The 19,736-nt window shown below is 72.1% G+C and carries 14 protein-coding genes; 5 read left to right on the top strand and 9 right to left on the bottom strand.

Annotated features, from left to right (window positions below; all coding sequences use genetic code 11):
- Position 1 precedes the first annotated feature (1 nt).
- On the bottom strand, positions 2-1,153 hold the full coding sequence (locus OG758_RS30740; protein WP_326712903.1) for a dihydrodipicolinate synthase family protein: 1,152 nt from the start codon (positions 1,151-1,153) through the stop codon (positions 2-4).
- On the bottom strand, positions 1,150-2,307 hold the full coding sequence (locus tag OG758_RS30735) for a Gfo/Idh/MocA family protein (protein ID WP_326712902.1): 1,158 nt from the start codon (positions 2,305-2,307) through the stop codon (positions 1,150-1,152). The genes OG758_RS30740 and OG758_RS30735 overlap by 4 nt, the downstream gene beginning before the upstream one ends.
- A 166-nt stretch (positions 2,308-2,473) precedes the next feature.
- Here OG758_RS30735 and OG758_RS30730 point away from each other — a divergent pair, with 166 nt between their 5' ends.
- Both OG758_RS30730 and OG758_RS30725 read left to right on the top strand, forming a co-directional pair.
- Positions 2,474-3,523: a LacI family DNA-binding transcriptional regulator gene (locus tag OG758_RS30730; RefSeq protein ID WP_326712901.1), complete on the top strand. Its 1,050-nt coding sequence runs from the start codon at positions 2,474-2,476 to the stop codon at positions 3,521-3,523.
- Between the two features lie 217 nt (positions 3,524-3,740).
- Complete coding sequence (locus OG758_RS30725; RefSeq protein ID WP_326712900.1) at positions 3,741-4,541, top strand: sugar phosphate isomerase/epimerase family protein; 801 nt, start codon at positions 3,741-3,743, stop codon at positions 4,539-4,541.
- Here the strand turns inward: OG758_RS30725 and aroA are convergent.
- Together aroA and OG758_RS30715 are read right to left on the bottom strand one after the other, a co-directional pair.
- Positions 4,525-5,781 carry a 3-phosphoshikimate 1-carboxyvinyltransferase gene (gene aroA / locus OG758_RS30720; RefSeq protein WP_326712899.1) on the bottom strand — a complete coding sequence of 419 codons (1,257 nt, stop codon included), beginning with the start codon at positions 5,779-5,781 and terminating at the stop codon, positions 4,525-4,527. The two genes, OG758_RS30725 and aroA, sit on opposite strands and share 17 nt — an antisense overlap.
- On the bottom strand, positions 5,768-6,703 hold the full coding sequence (locus tag OG758_RS30715) for an EamA family transporter (RefSeq protein ID WP_326716090.1): 936 nt from the start codon (positions 6,701-6,703) through the stop codon (positions 5,768-5,770). Before OG758_RS30715 ends, aroA begins: the two co-directional genes overlap by 14 nt.
- 133 nt (positions 6,704-6,836) lie before the next feature.
- Between OG758_RS30715 and OG758_RS30710 the strand changes: the two genes are divergently transcribed.
- From OG758_RS30710 to OG758_RS30700, 3 genes are all read left to right on the top strand, one after another.
- On the top strand, positions 6,837-7,814 hold the full coding sequence (locus OG758_RS30710) for a LysR family transcriptional regulator (protein WP_326712898.1): 978 nt from the start codon (positions 6,837-6,839) through the stop codon (positions 7,812-7,814).
- 388 nt (positions 7,815-8,202) lie between these two features.
- Positions 8,203-10,056 carry a glycoside hydrolase family 3 protein gene (locus OG758_RS30705; RefSeq protein WP_382060754.1) on the top strand — a complete coding sequence of 618 codons (1,854 nt, stop codon included), beginning with the start codon at positions 8,203-8,205 and terminating at the stop codon, positions 10,054-10,056.
- Positions 10,057-10,224: 168 nt separating this feature from the next.
- Positions 10,225-10,800, top strand: a complete 576-nt coding sequence (locus OG758_RS30700; RefSeq protein WP_326716089.1) for a hypothetical protein — start codon at positions 10,225-10,227, stop codon at positions 10,798-10,800.
- An 80-nt stretch (positions 10,801-10,880) separates the two neighbouring features.
- Here the strand turns inward: OG758_RS30700 and OG758_RS30695 are convergent, their stop codons facing one another.
- The 5 genes from OG758_RS30695 to OG758_RS30675 form a co-directional block, all read right to left on the bottom strand.
- Positions 10,881-12,308 (bottom strand): aminopeptidase, encoded by a 1,428-nt coding sequence (locus tag OG758_RS30695; RefSeq protein ID WP_326712896.1) that lies wholly within the window; start codon positions 12,306-12,308, stop codon positions 10,881-10,883.
- A 101-nt stretch (positions 12,309-12,409) separates the two neighbouring features.
- Positions 12,410-12,802: a hypothetical protein gene (locus OG758_RS30690; RefSeq protein WP_326712895.1), complete on the bottom strand. Its 393-nt coding sequence runs from the start codon at positions 12,800-12,802 to the stop codon at positions 12,410-12,412.
- 95 nt (positions 12,803-12,897) lie between these two features.
- Positions 12,898-16,629 carry an ABC transporter ATP-binding protein gene (locus OG758_RS30685; RefSeq protein WP_326712894.1) on the bottom strand — a complete coding sequence of 1,244 codons (3,732 nt, stop codon included), beginning with the start codon at positions 16,627-16,629 and terminating at the stop codon, positions 12,898-12,900.
- A 161-nt stretch (positions 16,630-16,790) separates the two neighbouring features.
- Positions 16,791-17,717: a serine hydrolase gene (locus tag OG758_RS30680; RefSeq protein WP_326712893.1), complete on the bottom strand. Its 927-nt coding sequence runs from the start codon at positions 17,715-17,717 to the stop codon at positions 16,791-16,793.
- Positions 17,718-17,947: 230 nt separating this feature from the next.
- Positions 17,948-19,621, bottom strand: a complete 1,674-nt coding sequence (locus tag OG758_RS30675) for a thiamine pyrophosphate-binding protein (protein WP_326712892.1) — start codon at positions 19,619-19,621, stop codon at positions 17,948-17,950.
- Positions 19,622-19,736: the final 115 nt, after the last annotated feature.

Raw genomic sequence — 19,736 nt, 5'->3', positions numbered from 1 at the left:
CTCACTGGTCGACTCCGTACAGGCTGAGCAGGGACTTCATCCGGGTCTCGGCAAGGGCGGGGTCCGGGAACAGGCCGAGGCCGTCGGCGAGTTCGTAGGCGCGCGCGAGGTGCGGGAGCGGGCGGGCCGACTGGAGGCCGCCGACCATCGTGAAGTGGGACTGGTGGCCCGCGAGCCAGGCGAGCAGGACGACGCCCGTCTTGTAGAAGCGGGTCGGCTTCTCGAAGAGGTGCCGGGACAACTCGACCGTCGGGTCGAGCAGTTCACGGAACTTGGCGGTGTCCCCCGTGTCGAGGACGCGCACCGCCTCGGCCGCGAGCGGGCCCAGCGGGTCGAAGATGCCGAGGAGCGCGTGGCTGAAGCCCTGCTCGTCGCCCGCGATCAGCTCGGGGTAGTTGTAGTCGTCCCCCGTGTAGCAGCGCACGCCCCGCGGGAGGCGGCGGCGCAGCTCCACCTCGCGCCGGGCGTCCAGGAGCGAGACCTTGATGCCGTCGACCTTGTCGGGGTGCGCGGCGATGACGTCGAGGAACGTCTCGGTGGCGGCGTCGAGGTCCGGCGAACCCCAGTAGCCGTCCAGGGCGGGGTCGAACATCGGGCCGAGCCAGTGCAGGATGACGGGCTCGGATGCCTGGCGGAGCAGATGCCCGTAGACATCGAGGTAGTCCTCGGGTCCGGACGCCGCGGCCGCCAGGGCCCGCGAGGCCATGAGGATCGCCTGCGCGCCCGTCCCCTCCACGAGCGCGAGCTGTTCCTCGTAGGCCGCGCGGACCTCGGCGAGCGTGGCGGGCCCGGCCAGTTGGTCGGTGCCCACCCCGCACGCGATGGCGCCCCCGGCCGACCTGGCCTCGGCGGTCGAGCGCCGGATCAGCTCGGCCGCGCCCGCCCAGTCGAGGCCCATGCCGCGCTGGGCGGTGTCCATGGCCTCGGCGACGCCCAGGCCGTGCGCCCACAGATGACGGCGGAAGGCGAGCGTCGCGTCCCAGTCGACGGCGGCCATGTCGGGGCCGGCGTCGGCGAGCGGGTCGGCGACGACGTGCGCCGCCGAGAAGACGGTCCGCGAGACGAGCGGCGCGCCCGTGGTGAAGGAGGCCGGCTCGGCGCGCGGGGTGTAGTCATGCAGCGCGCCGCCGGGGCCGGGGAGTCGGATCGTCACAGCGAGATCTCCGGGACGTCCAGACGGCGGCCCTCGGCCGACGACTTCAGGCCGAGCTCGGCGAGCTGGACCCCGCGGGCGCCGGCGAACAGGTCCCAGCGGTAGGGCGCGTCGGCGTACACGTGCTTGAGGAACAGCTCCCACTGCGCCTTGAAGCCGTTGTCGAACTCCTGGTTGTCGGGGACCTCCTGCCACTGGTCGCGGAAGGAGTACGTGGCGGGCAGGTCCGGGTTCCACACGGGCTTCGGGGTCGAAGCACGGTGCTGGACACGGCAGTTGCGCAGTCCGGCGACGGCCGAGCCCTCGGTGCCGTCCACCTGGAACTCGACGAGCTCGTCCCGGTTGACCCGTACCGACCAGGAGGAGTTGATCTGCCCGACGGCGCCGCCGTCGAGCTCGAAGATGCCGTACGCCGAGTCGTCGGCCGTCGCGTCGTACGGTTTGCCGCCCTCGTCCCAGCGCTGCGGGATGTGCGTCGAGGCCAGCGCCTGCACGCTGGTCACGCGGCCGAACAGCTCGTGGAGCACGTACTCCCAGTGCGGGAACATGTCGACGACGATGCCGCCGCCGTCCTCCGACCGGTAGTTCCAGCTCGGCCGCTGCGCCTCCTGCCAGTCGCCCTCGAAGACCCAGTAGCCGAACTCGCCGCGCACGGAAAGGATCCGCCCGAAGAAGCCGCCGTCGATGAGGCGCTTGAGCTTGAGCAGGCCCGGCAGGAACAGCTTGTCCTGGACGACGCCGTGCTTGATGCCCTTCGCCTTCGCCAGCCGGGCCAGTTCGAGCGCGCCGTCGAGGCTCGTCGCCGAGGGCTTCTCCGTGTAGAGGTGCTTTCCAGCGGCGATGGCCTTCTTGAGCGCCTCCTCGCGGGCGGACGTGACCTGCGCGTCGAAGTAGATGTCGACCGTGTCGTCGGCGAGGACGGCGTCGAGGTCGGTGGAGACGTTCGCCGGGTCGAGGCCGTGCTGCTCGGCGAGCGCCAGCAGCGCGTGCTCGCGGCGGCCGACGAGCACCGGCTCCGGCCACAGCACCGTGCCGTCGCCCAGGTCGAGGCCGCCCTGTTCGCGCAGGGCGAGGAGGGAGCGGACGAGGTGCTGGCGGTAGCCCATGCGCCCCGTCACCCCGTTCATGGCGATGCGCACCGTCTTGCGTGTCACGAGAGTCCCTTCGTACAGACGCCGATGAAGAACACGCTCGTCGTAGCAAGCGCTTTCTACACGTGAAGAAGCTAGCCTCTGCACAGCCGGTCGGACAAGACCGGGGGCTGATGAAACGGGATGCGAGGCCGGACGGGGGACCGGACGGCGACCGGAGGATGATGCGATGACCGTGACCCTGGCGGACGTGGCGGCCCGCGCCCAGGTCTCCCCCGCCACCGTGTCCCGCGTGCTGAACGGCAACTACCCCGTGGCCGCGGCCACGCGCGAGCGGGTGCTGCGCGCGGTGGACGACCTCGACTACGTGCTGAACGGGCCGGCCAGCGCCCTGGCCGCCGCCACCTCCGACCTGGTCGGCATCCTCGTGAACGACATCGCCGACCCGTTCTTCGGGATCATGGCCGGGGCCGTGCAGTCCGAGATCGTGGGGCCCGGCGGCCGCGCGGGCGGCGAGCGGCTCGCGGTCGTGTGCAACACCGGCGGGTCACCCGAGCGCGAACTCACCTATCTGACACTCCTCCAGCGCCAGCGGGCGGCGGCCGTCGTCCTCACGGGCGGCGCCGTCGAGGACGCCGAGCACGCCAAGGCGATCTCCGGGAAACTGCGGCGCCTCGCGGACGCCGGGACCCGGGTCGTCCTGTGCGGGCGGCCGCCCGTGCCGGACGCGGACGCGGTGGCGCTCGCCTTCGACAACCGCGGCGGCGGCAAGGCCCTCACGGACCACCTCCTCGACCTCGGCCACCGCAGGATCGGCTACATCGCGGGGCCCGAGGAACGGACGACGACCCGTCACCGCCTCGAAGGGCACCGCGCGGCGCTGGCGGCGCGGGGCGTGCCCGACGACGCCGGGTGGACCGTGCACGGCCCGTACGACCGGCGGTCCGGTTACGAGGCGACGGTCGAACTCCTGCGCCGCGAACCGTCGTTGACGGCCGTGGTCGCCGCGAACGACACGGTGGCGCTCGGCGCGTGCGCCGCGCTGCGGGAGGCGGGCCTGAGCATTCCGGGCGACGTGTCGGTGGCCGGCTTCGACGACCTGCCGTTCAGCGTGGACGCGGTACCGGCTCTCACGACGGTCCGGCTGCCGCTGGCGGAGGCGGGGGCCCGCGCGGGCCGCATCGCCATGGGCCGCGAGGCGGCTCCCGCCGGAGGGATGGCAGTGGTGCAGGGGGAGTTGATGGTGCGGAGGTCGACGGGGGTGCCGTCCAAGGCGTAGGCCTCCGGCGGGTGAGCGCACCGCCCCGCTCGGGTGCGGGCCGGTGCGCGAGGCGCGGTCCTCGGGTGCGGGCGAGTGAGACGCCGCCCTCGGACGCGGGCGGGTGCGCGAGGCGCGGTCCTCGGGCACGGGCGCGTCGCGCGGCCCTTCACCCGGCCGCCGCACTCGCGCCCGGCGTGCCCTTGACCCCTGCCCGGGGCCCGGTAGCGTCCCCGCCATGAAACTGGCCTTCTCCACGCTCGGGGTCCCCGGGCTCCCCCTCGCCGATGTCGTCCGGCTCGCCGACGATCACGGGTATCACGGTGTCGAGCTGCGCGCCCATCCCGAGGAACCCGTACACCCGGGGCTCGGGCTCACCGAACGGGCCGACGCCGCCGCCGAGTTCAAGGCCGCCGGCGTCGAGATCCTCGGGCTCGCCGGGTACGCGCGGGTGGCGGCTCCCGGCGAGGACGAACCCGTGATCGCGGAGATCAGGTCACTCCTCGAACTCGCCCGCGACGTCGGAGCGCCCTACGTACGCGTCTTCCCGGGCGGCGGAACGGAGCAGAGCCGCGCCGAGGCCGACGCCACGGCCGCCCGGCGCCTGGGCACCGCCGCCGAGTACGCCGCGGACCTCGGCGTGCGCATCCTCCTGGAGACGCACGACTCGCACCGCACCGGAGCCGACGCGACCCGCGTGCTCGGCCCGGTCGGACACCGGCAGGTCGGCGCCCTGTGGGACGTCATGCACACATGGCTCGGCGGCGAGCAGCCCGTCCAGTCGTACGCGGCGCTGTCCCCGCACCTGGGCTACGTACAGGTGAAGGACATCGCGAGCGCCGACGACACGATGCCGCTCGCGCTGGGCGCGGGCGTGCTGCCGCTCACCGAGGTCGTGGACGTGCTGTGCCGCGAGGGCTGGGACGGGTGGCTGTGCTGGGAGTACGAGAAGCGCTGGTACCCGGACGCCGCCCCGCTGCCCGGGCTTCTGACGGCGGGGCGTGAGCATCTCGCCCGGCTGCTCAACGAGTCGGCGTAGACGGCTGTCCGAACACCTTCGCGAAGGCCTCGTGGAAGTCGGGGAACGTCTTCCGCACGCACCCCGGGTCGTCGAACGTGACGCCGCCCGGGATCCGCAGGCCCGTCACCGCGAAGGACATCGCGATGCGGTGATCCCCGTACGTGGTGATCTGCGCCGGGGCCGGGGTGCCCGGCTGGATCTCGATCCAGTCGGGTCCCGTCGCCACGGTCACCCCGAGCGCGCGCAGGTTCTGCGCGCAGGCGTCCAGGCGGTCGCACTCCTTGACGCGGGTGTTGTGGACGTCCTCGATGCGGACGGGGCCGCTCGCGTACGGCGCGATCGCGGCGAGGGTCGGCATCGTGTCGGAGATGTCCCGCATGTTGACGGTGATGCCGGACAGGCCCGCGGGGCCGGGGGCGGTGACCGTGGTGCGGTCCGCCGTCGTCGTCACCCCGGCGCCCATGCGCCGCAGTACGTCGACGAACCCCAGGTCGCCCTGGAGCGCGTCCTTCCCGAGCCCTTCGACGGTGACCTCGCCGCCGGTGACGGCCGCCGCCGCGAAGAAGTAGCTCGCGGTCGAGGCGTCGGGTTCGATCGCGTAGGTGGTGGCACGGTAGCCGCCGGGCGCGACCGTGAACACACTGCCGTCGCGGCGGACTTCGGCCCCGAAGCTGCGCATCATCGCGAGGGTGATCCCGATGTACGGCGCCGAGACCAGGTCGGTGACCGTGATGCGCAGGCCGGTCCTGGTCAGCGGGCCGAGCAGCAGGAGCGCGGTGAGGTACTGGGAGGACTGGCCCGCGTCGAGGGTGACGTCGCCGCCCCGGACCCCGCCCGCCGTGACCGTGAGCGGATGATGCCCCTCGGCCTCTTCGTGACGGAGGTCCACACCCAGGTCGCGCAGGGCCCTGGTGAGCGGCGCGAGGGGGCGGCGGCGCATCTGGGGCGAGGCGTCGAAGCGGTACGTACCGTGCGCGGCGGCCGCCGTGAGCGTGGGCAGGAAGCGGGAGGTGGTCGCGCCGTCCCGGCAGTACACGTCGGCGTCCGTGGCGGCGGGGCCCGTGGGGCGGCCCTCGATGTGCCAGGCGTCCGAGCCGCGTTCCACGCCGTAGCCGAGCCGCATCAGCCCTTCGGCGAAGCCCTCGGTGTCGTCGGAGCTGAGGGGGCGCACGAGGGTGGTGGTGCCCTGCGCGGCCGCGGCGAGGAACAGGGCCCTCGCCGTCACGGACTTGGAACCGGGGATCTCAACGACTGGCATGCGCTTCATGGTCCTCGACGGGCCGCGCGGGCGCCGGAGTGTCCACACGCTGGACGGCCCGGTTCCGGGGAGCGGGCGCGAGCGAGGCGAGGGCGACGCCGCCGACGAGCAGCGCGGCGGCGCACCAGCGCAGGGGGCTGACGCTCTCGCCGAGGAAGAGCGCGGCGGACGACATCCCGAACACCGGGACGAGCAGCGTGAACGGGGCGACCGACGAGGCGGGGTGGCTGCGCAGCAGGAAGCTCCAGGCGCCGAAGCCGAAGAGCGTGGTGACCCAGGCGACGAACGCGATGATGCCGGCGCCGGTCAGGTCGAGCGACGCGAGCGCCTGTGTGTCGCGGTCCCAGCCCTCGAAGGTGAGGGAGAGCGCGAGCAGCGGCAGGACGGGGACGGCCGACGTCCACACCATGAAGGTGAAGGGGGCGGACGGCGCCGCCTTGCGGGTGAGGACGTTCGAGACGCCCCAGCCGACGGCGGCCACGACGACGAGCGTGAAGCCGAGCAGGGGGCCGCTCGCGCCCTCGTCGGCGGCGGCGACCCCGATCCCGGCGAGCGCGACGCCCATGCCGGCGAGGCGGATCCGGCCGGGCCGTTCGCCGAGCGCGACGAAGGCGAACAGGGCGGTGAACACGGCCTGGATCTGCAGGACGAGGGAGGAGAGCCCGGCGGGCATCCCCTGGTTCATGCCGACGAAGAGCAGGCCGAACTTCATGACGCCGAGGGCCAGTCCGACACCGACGACCCACTTCCACGCCACCTTGGGCCGCCCCACGAAGAACACGGCGGGCAGTGCCGCGACGAGGAAGCGCAGGGCCGAGAAGAGCAGCGGCGGGAAGTGGTCGAGGCCGACCTCGATGACGACGAAGTTGACGCCCCAGATGGCGGTGACGAGGACGGCGAGCGCGATGTGGGACGGGCGCATGGGGAGCGTAGGAGCCATGCGTCGAGGATCACCGGGCACGACCGTGTAGCACCAGCGCGAATGTCTGCATGTTTGAATTCAGTAACGCTGATGAATACCCCAGGCTCCGCCCCAGGCCCACCGGGAGGCCGGCATGCTCGATCTCCAGCGGCTGCGCGCGCTGCACGCCGTCTCCGTGCACGGCACGGTCGGGGCCGCCGCGGCGGCGCTCGGCTACACGCCGTCCGCGGTCTCGCAGCAGATCTCCAAGCTGGAGCGGGAGACGAGGACCGTGCTCCTCGAACGGCACGGGCGGGGCGTCCGCCTCACCGACGAGGCCGTCGAACTCGCCCGTACGGCACAGGACTTGATGGTGATCGTCGAGCGCGCCGAGACCGATCTGGAGGAGCGGCGCGGGCTCCCGGCCGGGCGGCTGACGATCGCCGCGTTCGCCTCGGCGGCGCGCGGTCTGCTGCCGTCCGTCCTCGCGGATCTCGCCGTACGGCATCCCGCGCTGGATGCCCGGCTCACGGAGGTCGACCCGCATCTGTCGGTCGATCTGGTCGCCAAGGGGGCCGTCGACCTGGCCGTCGCGCACGACTGGGACATCGCGCCGCTGCCGGCCCCCGCCGGCGTGGAGCAGGCCGCCATCGGGGACGACCTGTGCGACCTGCTCGTGCCGGCCGGGCATCCGCTCGCGGGACGTGACGCGGTGCGCCGCGAGGAGCTCGGCGGCGAGCGGTGGGTGTCACAGCCGCCGGGTCGGGTGTGCCACGACTGGCTGGTGCGGACGCTGCGGGCGGCGGGCTTCGAGCCCGACATCAGGCACCAGGCCGAGGAGAACCCGACGCTGACCGCGCTCGTCGCGGCCGGGCTCGGCGTCGCACTGATCCCCCGGCTCGGCCGCGGCCCGCTGCCGGACGGCGTCGTCGCCGTGCCGCTGGATCCCATGCCCGTACGGCACTTGTACGCGCTGTGGCGGACAGGGGCGTCGCGCAGGCCGGCCATCGCGGAGGCGGTACGGACGCTGCGGGAGCGGTGGGGCGAGGTCACCCGGGCGCCGGATCAGACAAATCAGCCGGATCAGACGGGTCGGACGGGTCAGACGGGTCAGACGGGTCAGCCGGACTAGACGGGTCAGGCCGATCAGGTGATCAGGTGGATCAGACTCGCTGACCGGCGCTCAGGAGCGGTGCCGCTCCCCTGGCTTCACCGGCGCACCACTTTCCGGCAATCCTCGGGAGGTGGGGAACCCGCCCGCGTACCGCTCCGTCAGAACGGCGTGCTGCCGGAGAGTCCCCGCAGAGCGGTGTCGGCCTCGCTGCTGGCTGCGAATGCTGACCACCCTCTCCGCCGCCTGCGGCCGGCAGCACGCCGTCACCGGCGCGCCCCCTTCCTTTGCGCCGGTGACGGCCCCTCCCCGGCCCCTCCCCCGACCCTTCTGCCGCACCGACTGCGCGCACCCTTGACTGGCAGAAACTTTCCGGATAATCGTGGCCCTCGGAAGTTTCTTTCAGGGTATGGATCACCAGTTCTCCTCCGGAAGGAGTGCGCACGTGCACCACAGCCTGTCCAGACGCACCCTGCTCGCCGCCGCCACCGCGGGCGCCGCCGCGGTCACCCTGTCCGGCGCCCCGGCCCAGGCCGACGACACGTCACGCAAGGGCAAGGACGCGCGACTCAAGCAGCTCATCTCCCGGATGAGCCTCGAGGAGAAGGTCGGCCAGCTCTTCGTGATGCGGGTCTACGGCCACTCCGCCACCGACCCCGACCAGGCCGACATCGACGCCAACCTCGCCGAGATCGGCGTCCGCACCGCGGCCGAACTGATCGACAAGTACAAGCTCGGCGGCATCATCTACTTCACCTGGGCGCACAACACCCGCGACCCGCACCAGATCGCCGACCTGTCGAACGGCATCCAGCGCGCGGGCCTCGCCCAGCCGAGCCGTATCCCGCTGCTCATCTCCACCGACCAGGAACACGGCATCGTCTGCCGCGTCGGCGAGCCCGCGACACTCTTCCCGGGCGCCATGGCCATCGGCGCGGGCGGCTCCCGCTCCGACGCCCGCACCCTGGGCCGGATCGCCGGCGCCGAACTGCGCGCGGTCGGCATCCGCCAGAACTACGCGCCCGACGCCGACGTGAACATCAACCCGGCCAACCCGGTCATCGGCGTGCGCTCCTTCGGCGCCGACCCCGAGGCCGTCGCGGGCCTGGTCGCCTCCGAGGTCAAGGGCTACCAGAGCGCCGACATCGCCTCCACGGCCAAGCACTTCCCCGGCCACGGCGACACCGCCACCGACAGCCACTTCGGCTTCCCGATCATCACGCACACGCGCGCGCAGTGGCAGGAGATCGACGCGCCGCCGTTCAAGGCCGCCATCGCCGCGGGCATCGACTCGATCATGACCGCGCACATCATGGTCCCCGACCTCGACGGCTCGGGCGACCCGGCGACGCTCTCGCACCCGATCATGACGGGCATCCTGCGCCAGGAACTCGGCTTCGAGGGCCTCATCGTCACCGACTCCCTCGGCATGCAGGGCGTACGCGACAAGTACGGCGACGACCGCGTGCCGGTGCTCGCCCTGAAGGCGGGCGTGGACCAGCTCCTCAACCCGCCCTCCCTGGAGGTGTCCTGGAACGCCGTCCTCGGCGCCGTGAAGAACGGCGAGCTGACGGAGGAGCGCCTCGACGAGTCGATCCTGCGCGTCCTGCGCCTAAAGGAGAAGCTGGGCCTGTTCGACGAGCCGTACGTCACCGGCCGCGGCGTCGACAAGACCGTCGGCACCCGGGAGCACCTGGCTGCCGCCGACCGCATCGCCGAGGCCACCACGACGCTCCTGCTCAACAAGAACGGGCTGCTCCCGCTGTCGCGCCGCACCCACAGGAACGTCCTCGTGGTCGGCGCCGACCCGGCCTCGCCCTCCGGCACGACGGGCCCGCCGACGACGACACTCGGCCAGGCCCTGACCGAACTCGGCTTCGCCGCCACGGTGTTGTCGACCGGGACGGCACCGAACCAGGCGAAGATCGACGAGGCGGTCGCCGCCGCTCAGGGCAAGGACGCGGTCCTGGTCGGCACGTACAACGTCACGGCGGGCAGCGCTCAGCAGCGGCTCGTGAACGCCCTGACCGCCACCGGCGTCCCGGTCGTCGCGGTCGCGATCCGCAACCCGTACGACATCGCGCAAGTGCCAGGCGTCGGGGCCTCGCTCGCCTCGTACTCGTGGACCGACGTCGAACTGCGGGCCGCGGTCCGGGTGATCGCCGGCCGGGCCAGGCCGCGGGGCAAGCTGCCCGTTCCGGTGCAGCGGGCCGACGATCCGGCGCAGGTGCTGTACCCGATCGGCTACGGATTGTCGTACTAGACGTACGCCGCACACCCGGCGCACCACCCCCAACTGGCCCAAACCACCCTGTACGCCTGGCGTGCGCCCGCCCCGGCGGGTCACGCTGAGGCGTGTATCGGGGGGATTGCCATGCTTGCGTGGAACAGGGCGCGGAGGGTGGGGGCGGTGTGCGCGGCGTCGCTCGCCATGACGCTCGTGGCGTGTCAGGGGTCGCCGAATCCGGGGTCCGGCGGACCTTCGCCGGGGGCCGACCGGTCGCCGTCGGGGTACGGGGTGGTGTTCCTCGGCGTGGACGAGTGCAGCTCGCGGGGGCGCAACACGTTCACCGAGGTGCCGTGCAGGAGCGAGCGGGCGGTGGCGCGGGTCACCGCGCGCTACGACGGAAAGGCGGCGGACGGGCCGATGTGCCCGGCCCGCACCGACTTCGTCCTGCACCTCAGCGAGGACCGGCCCCCGCCCGTCGGAAGCGACGGAACCGCCGCCGGGGAGATCCCGCAGGGCTACGCCTGCATGCGCAACCTGGAGCCGCCGCACCCCGGGGATCCGGGGGGCGGCGGCGGGCCCCGCACGATCGTCGGGGACTGCGTGTACGCGGCGGGCCGCGGCCAGGTCCGCGAGACCGCCTGCGACGGCTCCGGCGAGGAGAAACCCCGGTACCGGGTGGCCGCCGCGACGGTCGACCGCGCCGAGTGCCCTGCGCTCACGGCGTTGTACGTGACGCTGGGCGGGTCCGAACCGGTGGGATGCGCGGTCCGGGTGTAGTTCCGGCGGGTCAGGGTCTTTCGTTCGGATCGGGCTGGATCACAGACCCCGCGAGCCCAGCCTGATCCAAACAAGAGGCCCTACGGCCGCAGGGTCAGCTCACGCTGGACGTCACGCTTGTCGAGCCTGGCGTCGTACGGGGCCAGCGGCTTGGCGGCCTGCGCGGCGGGGGCGGAGACGCCGGCCCACTTCAGGATCCGCTCCGTGGCGAACGTCTTGTCGTCGGCGTTCAGACCGGCGACGTTCGCCCCGTGGTTGGCGCCGGGGGCGGTGAGCACGTACGAGTCCGTCGAGCCCTTGCCCGGGCGGAACCGCTCGGCGCCCCACGGGTCGTTGGAGCCGTAGACGTACAGCATCCGTGTCGCGTGGTGGCGCACCCAGGAGTCCACGTCGCGCATCGCCGACGGCTGGAACTTCATCGGGATGGAGCGCGGCACGAAGTTGCGCGGCGGCTGGTAGCCGTAGCGCGACAGGTTGCCCAGCCAGGGCTGCTTGATGTCGGGCGAGCCGAGCTGCGTACCCGCTTGGTAGTAGTACGGCGTGTACGTGGCGAGGCTCTGGTCCGCGTACGAGGACCAGCCGCCGACGGCGTCGACGTAGTCGAAGAGCGCCTGGTCGGTGACCGTCGCGGCGTCGGGCACCTCGGCGCACGCCGTCTGCGACGGCTGGTACTGCCAGAAGCCCCACACCAGGTCGAGGACGGTGGCCTCGTAGGCCTTGTCCAGCGAACCGACGGTGTCCAGCGTGTAGTTGTTGGCCTTCAGGTACTCCGCGTACTTCTTCTCCAGGGCGTCACGGCGCACCAGCGTCTCGCGCTGCACGTTCTGCAGCGCCACGCGGCAGTCCTTCGGGCCGACCGTCTTGAAGAAGTCGTCGTACGCCGAGTCCTCCTTGTTCACGACGTCGTTCGGCGCGACGTACGCGACGACGCCGTCCATGTCGCGCGGGTAGAAGCGCTCGTAGTACGTGGCCGTCATGCCGCCCTTGGAACCGCCGGTGGTCAGCCAGTTCTTGCCGTAGATCGGCTTGAGGGCCTGGTAGATGCCGTGCTGGTCACTGGCCGCCTGCCAGATGTCGAGCTTGGACCAGTCGGCCGGGGCGGGCCGGGACGGGGTGAAGTAGCGGTACTCCACGGAGATCTGGTTGCCGTCGACGATGCGGGTCGGCTCGCTGCGGCTGGGCGTCGTGGACACGTTGTAGCCGCTGGTGAACATGACCGTCGGGCGGCTGACGTCCTTGTGCAGCACGGTGATGCGCTGCTGGAACGTGCCCATGGACGGGTGCCGGTGGTCCACCGGCTGGGTGTAGTTGAGGACGAAGTAGCGGTAGCCGGTGTAGGGCTTCTCCTCCACCAGGCTCATGCCGGGTATGGCGAGGAGCCGGTCCTTGATATCGGTACTGGTGTCGGCGGCCGCCGGCCGGGCCTGAGCGGCGGTGGCCGCTGTGGCCGTACTCGCGGTGCCTATCAGCACCACGAGCGCCAGCAGCCATCTCAGCGCATTGCGCATGCATACTCCCCTGTAGAACACAGATGCGCACCGGAACCTAGCGGAGGAACATCTGTTCTGTCAGGGGTTCTTGGTGTTCTGTGAGCGCACGGGGCACGCGTTCAGCAGAAGATCCAGCCCGAGCTCACCGACGCCCCGCCGACCGCGCCCCTCACCCACACGCAGCGGTGGCCCGTGTGGACGGTCACCGGGCCCGCGTGGTGGGTGTAGCGCCCGCTGTCCTGAACGGGCCTGCTGCCGCGGGCCTGCACGCTGACCGACATCTTCTGCCGTACGCCTTCGCGCTTGGGGAGGGTGACCGCGCAGAGGTAGTTCCCGCTGCGGTAGAGGACCGTCCTGCCGGTGGAGAACGGCAGGGTGCGCACTTTGTGGCCGGGACAGATCGCCGCTGCCTGGGCCGTGCCGACGGCCGGCCCCGCGAGGGCCAGCAGCGCCGAGGAGATCAGTACTGCTGCCGCGGCCGCCAGCCGTCTGCGTATGGCGCCCTCGCTCATGCCTCCACCCACCGTCGCCCCTCCAGTCACGTGTGCCACAGCGTACTGATGAACGGACGCCGCACACACACCCGTCGGTTGCACCGGTCCCGCCGTCACAGCGAAGAGCTGATCTCCGCCTCGGGCTCGGGCTCGCCGGCGAAGGTCCGCCACAGCTCCGCGTACCGCCCGCCGAGCGCGAGGAGCTCGGCGTGCGTGCCGTCCTCCGCGACGCGCCCGTCGGCCATCACCACGACCCGGTCGGCGCGGGCCGCGGTGGTGAGCCGGTGCGCGACGACGAGGGTCGTGCGCTTGCCCGCTATCCGGTCCGTGGCCTGGTTGACCTGGGCCTCCGTGGCGAGGTCGAGCGCGGCGGTCGCCTCGTCGAGCAGCAGGATGTCGGGGTCGACGAGCTCGGCGCGGGCCAGGGCGATCAACTGCCGCTGCCCGGCCGACAGGTTACGGCCGCGCTCCGCTACCTCATGGAGGTAGCCGCCCTCAAGGGTGGCGATCATCTCGTGCGCGCCGACCGCTCGGGCCGCCGCCTCCACCTGGGCGTCGGTCGCGTCGGGGCGGCCGTAGGCGATGGCGTCGCGCACGGTGCCCTGGAAGAGGTACGCCTCCTGCGGTACGACGCCGAGGCGGTGGCGGTAGCTCGTCAGGTCGAGGGCGCGCAGGTCGGTGCCGTCGACGGTGACGCGGCCCGCCGTCGGGTCGTAGAAGCGGGCGACGAGCTTGACGAGGGTCGACTTGCCCGCTCCGGTCTCGCCGACGAAGGCGACGGTCTGCCCGGCGGGGATGCGCAGGGCCACGTCGCTGAGCGCCGCCTCGGAGCCGTCGGCGGCCCCGTACGCGAAGCCCACGTCCTCGAAGGCGATCTCGCCGCGCAGGGAGAGGACGTCGAGGGGTTCCTCGGCGTCCTTCGTGGACGTCGGCTCCTGGAGCAGCTCCTGGATTCGGCCGAGCGAGACGGTGGCCTGCTGGTAGCCATCGAAGACCTGGGAGAGCTGCTGCACGGGCGCGAAGAACAGGTCGATGTAGAGGAGGTACGCGACGAGCGCGCCGGTCGTCAGGGTGCCCGCCTCGACCCGGCCCGCGCCCACCATCAGGACCGCGGCCGCGGCGACGGACGACAGGAACTGCACGAACGGGAAGTACACCGAGATCAGCCACTGGCCGCGGATACGGGCGCTGCGGTAGGCGCCGCTGCGCTCGGCGAACCGCTCGGCGCCCGAGCGCTCGCGCCGGAACGCCTGCACGATCCGCAGCCCGGCGACGGACTCCTGGAGGTCGGCGTTGACCACCGAGACACGCTCACGGGCGAGTTCGTACGCCTTGACGCTGGAGCGGCGGAAGAAGAACGTGCCGACGATCAGCGGCGGCAGCGTCGCGAAGACGACCAGGGCCAGCTGGACGTCGATGACGAGGAGCGCGCCCATGATGCCGAAGAACGTGACGACGGAGACGAACGCGGTGACGAGACCGGTCTGGAGGAACGTCGACAGGGCGTCCACGTCGGTCGTCATCCGGGTCATGATGCGCCCGGTCAGCTCCCGCTCGTAGTAGTCGAGTCCGAGCCGCTGGAGCTGGGAGAAGATCTTCAGGCGCAGCGAGTAGAGGACCCGCTCGCCGGTGCGTCCCGTCATGCGGGTCTCGCCGATCTGCGCGCACCACTGGACGAGGACGGTGACCAGGCCGAGCCCGGCGGCCGCCCACACGGCGCCGAGCGCGAGCTTCGAGACGCCCTCGTCGATGCCGTGCCGGATCAGCACGGGGAGCAGCAGGCCCATGCCGGCGTCGAGGGCGACGAGCACGAGGCTGATCAGCAGGGGCGCGCCGAATCCGCGCAGCAGGCGGCGCAGCCCGTACGACTCCTCGGCCGTCACCGCGCGCGCCTCGTCGATGTCCGGGACGTCGGTCGCGGCAGGCAGGGCATCGACCTGCGCGAGCAGCTCGGGCGTCGCGGGCATCCCGGAGAGCGCTGTGTCCTTCGGCTCTCGGTCACCCGTCCACAGGGTGGGGGTGATGCCTCGCTCGGCGTCGAACTCGGCGTCCAGCTCGTCGCGTACGGAGGTGTCCTCGTCGGGGAGCGCGGGCGCGATGTGGCCCGGCGAGACCCCGCCGAGCTCGTCGGGGTCGGTGAGCAGGCGCCGGTAGAGGGCCGATCCGGCCTCCAGCTCCTCGTGGGTGCCGATCGCGGCGAGGCGCCCGCCGTCGAGGACGGCGATGCGGTCGGCGAGGCCGAGGGTGGAGCGGCGGTGGGCGATGAGGAGGGTGGTGCGGCCGGCCATGACGCCGCGCAGCGCCTCGTGGATCTCGTGTTCCACGCGCGCGTCGACGGCGGACGTGGCGTCGTCGAGGACGAGGAGGCGGGGATCGGTGAGGATGGCGCGGGCGAGCGCGATGCGCTGCCGCTGGCCGCCGGAGAGCGTGAGGCCGTGCTCGCCGACGGTCGTGTCGTAGCCGTCGGGGAGCTCGGCGATGAAGCGGTCGGCCTGGGCGGCGCGGGCCGCGGTCTCGATCTGCTCGTCGCTCGCGTCGGGGGCGCCGTACGCGATGTTCGCGCGGATGGTGTCGGAGAAGAGGAAGGAGTCCTCGGGCACGAGCCCGATCGCGGCCCGCAGCGAGTCGAGGGTCAGTTCGCGCACGTCGTGGCCGCCCACGAGGACGGCGCCGTGCGTGACGTCGTAGAAGCGCGGCAGGAGCAGCGAGACGGTCGACTTGCCGGAGCCGGAGGAGCCGACGACGGCGAGGGTCTGGCCGGCCGGGATCTCGAAGGACAGTCCGTCGAGGACGGTCCGGTCGGCGCCCTCGTACGAGAACGACACGTCGTCGAACTCGACGGTCGCGGGGGCGTCGGCGGGCAGTTCCATCTTGCCGTCCTCGATGGACGGCTCCGTGTCGATCAGTTCGAGGACGCGCTCGACGCCGGCGCGGGCCTGCTGGCCGACGGTCAGGACCATGGCGAGCATGCGGACGGGGCCGACGAGCTGGGCGAGGTAGCTGGAGAACGCGACGAACGTGCCGAGCGTGATCTGGCCGCGGACCGCGAGCCAGCCGCCGAGCGCGAGCATCGCGACCTGGCCGAGGGCCGGCACGGCCTGGAGTGCGGGGGTGAACTTGGAGTTCAGGCGGATGGTGCGCAGGCGGCCGGCGAACAGCCGCCGCCCGACCTCCCTGAGCTTCCCGGTCTCCTGGTCCTCCTGCCCGAAGCCCTTCACGACGCGCACGCCGGAGACGGCCCCGTCCACGACCCCGGCGACGGCGGCGGCCTGCGCCTGCGCGTACCAGGTGGCGGGGTGGAGGCGGGAGCGGCTGCGCTTGGCGATGAACCAGAGGGCGGGGGCGACGGCGAGCGCGACGAGGGTGAGCGGCAGGGACAGCCACGCCATGATCACGAGGGAGATCAGGAAGAGCAGGACGTTCCCGATGGTCATCGGGAGCATGAAGAGCAGGCCCTGGATGAGCTGGAGGTCGCTGGTCGCCCGGCCGACGACCTGGCCGGTGGACAGCTCGTCCTGGCGCCGGCCGTCGAGCCGGGTGATCGTCCCGTACATCTCGTTGCGCAGGTCGTGCTGGACGTCGAGCGCGAGGCGGCCGCCGTAGTAGCGGCGGATGTAGGTGAAGACGTAGACGACGAGGGCGGCGCCGATCAGGGCGCCCGCCCACGGGCCCATGGAGCGGGTGTGGTCCTGGACCACGTCATCGATGATCACCTTGGTGATCAGCGGCACCAGCGCCATGACGGCCATGCCGCCCAGGGACGCGCCGAGCGCGAGCACGACGTCCTTCGGGTACCGCCACGCGTACCCGGCGAGACGCCGGCCCCAGCCCCGTTGCTCCGCCACGTGTCCGCCTCCTGTTGTCCTGACCTGCCGAGAGGCCCAACGCGGAGACCGGCGGATTTCATCCCGCCGCAACAAATCAGGGAGCAGACCGGGACCAAGGACGGAGGCCGCCCGGTCCTTCGGTCCTCGGCCGGCCCCGTCCCTGCCGGCCGGTCATGCGCTCACTTCTGCGGTACGGCGATGAAGGCCTCCCTGGGCGTGCTGGTCGGCGTGTACCGGGACGCGGCCGGGGCGGTCGGCGTCAGGTCCTTGTGTATGGCCCGCGCCACGGCCTGGATCGTGTCCACGCCGTAACTCATCGTGCTGTTGCCGTGTGTCAGGACAGAGATCGTGTAGTCGTGTCCGCCGCCCTGGAACGCGCCGATGCTGTGCACGCGCCAGCCGTGCGTGGAGCGCTGCAGCCAGCCGTTCTTGACGTGCACGGCGACGGACGAGGGCGCACCGGCCGGGGTGCCCCACCGCTGCGACGACACGACCTTCCCCATGAGCTTGAGGATGTAGGCGCGGGAGTTGTCACTGAGGACGGAGTTCTTGGCGGTGACCAGCGAGAGCAGCTTCTGCTCGTCCTGGACGTTGATCTGGGTCAGCCCCCAGTAGCCACCGGACCCCGGCACGGTCCGCGTCATCCCGGCGGCCTTCAGGAAGCCCTTCACCTTGGTCGTGCCGAGCTGCTTCCACAGCGATGTGGTGGCCGTGTTGTCCGACTTGGTGATCATGGCGGTGGCGAGGTTCGCCTCGCGCGTCGTCAGATACCGGTTGGTCTTCTTGGCATCCCAGAGCAGCGTGGCGAGAACGGTCACCTTCACCACGCTGGCGGAGTCGTACGAGGACGTGGCCCGAAGCGAGCACGTGGTGTTCGTGGTCCGGTCGTGGAGCCCGACGGCGACGGTGCCCTTGCGGCTCGCGAGGGCGGCGGTGATGCCCTTCTGAAGCTTCGCGGCGAGGCCGGCCTTGTCGGAAGAACAAGTGACCTGCGGTGTGGTCGCGGCGGACGCGGGCGCGGCGCCCGCGACCACGGGCACGAGCACCCCGGCGGCGATGACCGCCGGGAGCACGCGGGCAGCACGTATGGATATTCGGCGAGTCATGCGTTTCCCCCCAGATCGAAACGAGCACGCCTCCAGCGCACTCGTTTCACATGACTCTCGAATGGGGGCGAAGGGTTGTACGAACCCCAACAGTTCCGGGAGCGCGTCATGGAGCTGCCCGGCACCCCGTGGACGCGGCCCCCGGCGGACCAGGGACCGGACACGCCGGCGGCCCCCGGGAAGACATCTCCCGGGGGCCGCCGCGCGAACAGCCGATCGCCCTGATCGCCTCAGCCCAGATGCGTAGGCGCGAACATCTTCAGCAGCGCCGGGAGCACCACGACCGACGGGCCCGGTTCCGCGAGCGCCTTGGCCAGGTCGTCCTGGAGCGTCTCGGGTGACGTCCGTACCCCCGGGACCCCGAACGACTCGGCGAGCGCCACGAAGTCCGGGCGGGCGAGCTCCGTCGCCGTCGCCTCGCCGAATGCGTCCGTCATGTACTCGCGCAGGATGCCGTAGCCGCCGTCGTCCACGATCAGCCAGGTCACCGGCAGGTTGTACTGCTTCGCCGTGGCGAGTTCCGCGATCGAGTACATCGCGCCGCCGTCGCCCGACACCGCGAGGACCGGCTTCGACGGGTCGGCCGCGGCGGCGCCGAGCGCGGCCGGGAAGCCGTAACCGAGGCCACCCGCGCCCTGCGCCGAGTGCAGCGCGCCCGGCCATGCCGACCAGGCCCAGTACGCCAGGATCGTCATGTCCCAGAAGGAGGGCGAGGAGGCCGGGAGTGCCGCCCTCACAGAACCCAGGATCTCGCGCTCGAAGGACAGGTCCTGGCCGTCGAGCCGTTCACGGACCGCCGCGAGGAGCGTCGCGACCCGTTCGGGTACCGACGGGTCCGGGCGTTCCGTGACCGTCTCCAGGAGCGCCGAGAGCGCCAGGCGCGCGTCGGCGTGGATGCCGAGCGCCGGGTGGTTGGACTCCAGCTTTCCGGCGTCCGCCTCGATCTGGATCACCCGGCCGCGCGGTGCGAACGTGTGGTAGTTCGAGGAGAGTTCGCCCAGGCCGGAGCCGACGACGAGGAGGACGTCGGCGTCCTCCAGGAGGTCCGTCGTGTGGCGGTCCTCCATCCACGACTGGAGCGAGAGCGGGTGCTCCCAGGGGAACGCGCCCTTGCCGCCGAAGGTGCACACGACCGGGGCGTTGACCTTCTCCGCGAGCGCGACCAGCTTGCCGCTCGCGTCCGACCGCACTACGCCGCCGCCCGCGATGATCACGGGACGCTCGGCGCGGGACAGCAAGTCCGCGGCCACGGCGGTCAGTTCGGGGCGCGGCACGAGGTCGCGCGGGGTCGCGTCCATCGCCGTGACGACCGGAAGGGCCGTCTGCGCGAGGAGCACGTCCTGCGGGATCTCCACCCAGACCGGGCCGTGCGGCGCGGTGAGGGCGGACTCCCAGGCGGCGGCGATCGCGGAGGGGATCTGCGACTGCGTCCGCACGGTGTGGACGGACTTGACCACGTCCCGGAACGAGGCCTGCTGGTCGCGGAGTTCGTGCAGATAGCCGTGGCGTCCGCCGCCGAGCCCGGCGACCGGGATCTGGCTGCCGATGGCCAGGACCGGCGCCGACGCGGCCGCCGCCTCCTGGAGCGCGGCGAGCGACATGAGCGCGCCGGGTCCGGTGGAGAGCAGGAGGGGCGCGACCTCACCGGTCACGCGCCCGTACGCGTCGGCCGCGAAGCCCGCGTTGTTCTCCACACGCAGGCCCACGTACCGCAGGTCCGAGCGGCGCAGCGCGTCGAACATGCCGAGCGCGTGCTGGCCGGGGAGGCCGAAAACGGTGGACGCGCCGAGGCCGTGCAGGGTCTCGACGACGAGGTCGCCGCCGTTGCGGCCGGCGGGCGGGTTCAGCGCGGCCGCCGTCTGCGCGGCGGTGGGCAGCAGTTCCAGGTCGTGGTCGTGGGTCATGGGTCCCTCGGGGCGTGGCGTGGTCGGTCGGGTGCGGCCCGGTGGCCGGGTTGTGCCCACCCGTTCCTCCCCCAGTGTCTGAAGGACCTGGGGGGACCCCCAGCGGAACGACTGC

The sequence above is a fragment of the Streptomyces sp. NBC_01474 genome (genome assembly GCF_035918215.1).
Taxonomy (GTDB): Bacteria; Actinomycetota; Actinomycetes; order Streptomycetales; family Streptomycetaceae; genus Streptomyces; species Streptomyces aureus.
Note: the sequence above shows the minus strand (reverse complement) of the source record. Positions and strands in the feature narration are given on the sequence as shown.

What these genes read in the sequence shown, in the direction of transcription:
- aroA (WP_326712899.1), bottom strand. Translation starts at nt 5,781, where the DNA reads ATGCCAGTCGTTGAGATCCCCGGTTCCAAGTCCGTGACGGCGAGGGCC.
- OG758_RS30700 (WP_326716089.1), top strand. Translation starts at nt 10,225, where the DNA reads ATGACGCTCGTGGCGTGTCAGGGGTCGCCGAATCCGGGGTCCGGCGGA.
- OG758_RS30710 (WP_326712898.1), top strand. Translation starts at nt 6,837, where the DNA reads ATGCTCGATCTCCAGCGGCTGCGCGCGCTGCACGCCGTCTCCGTGCAC.
- OG758_RS30715 (WP_326716090.1), bottom strand. Translation starts at nt 6,703, where the DNA reads ATGCGCCCGTCCCACATCGCGCTCGCCGTCCTCGTCACCGCCATCTGG.
- OG758_RS30690 (WP_326712895.1), bottom strand. Translation starts at nt 12,802, where the DNA reads ATGAGCGAGGGCGCCATACGCAGACGGCTGGCGGCCGCGGCAGCAGTA.
- OG758_RS30675 (WP_326712892.1), bottom strand. Translation starts at nt 19,621, where the DNA reads ATGACCCACGACCACGACCTGGAACTGCTGCCCACCGCCGCGCAGACG.
- OG758_RS30705 (WP_382060754.1), top strand. Translation starts at nt 8,203, where the DNA reads ATGGATCACCAGTTCTCCTCCGGAAGGAGTGCGCACGTGCACCACAGC.
- OG758_RS30695 (WP_326712896.1), bottom strand. Translation starts at nt 12,308, where the DNA reads ATGCGCAATGCGCTGAGATGGCTGCTGGCGCTCGTGGTGCTGATAGGC.
- OG758_RS30680 (WP_326712893.1), bottom strand. Translation starts at nt 17,717, where the DNA reads ATGACTCGCCGAATATCCATACGTGCTGCCCGCGTGCTCCCGGCGGTC.
- OG758_RS30730 (WP_326712901.1), top strand. Translation starts at nt 2,474, where the DNA reads ATGACCGTGACCCTGGCGGACGTGGCGGCCCGCGCCCAGGTCTCCCCC.
- OG758_RS30725 (WP_326712900.1), top strand. Translation starts at nt 3,741, where the DNA reads ATGAAACTGGCCTTCTCCACGCTCGGGGTCCCCGGGCTCCCCCTCGCC.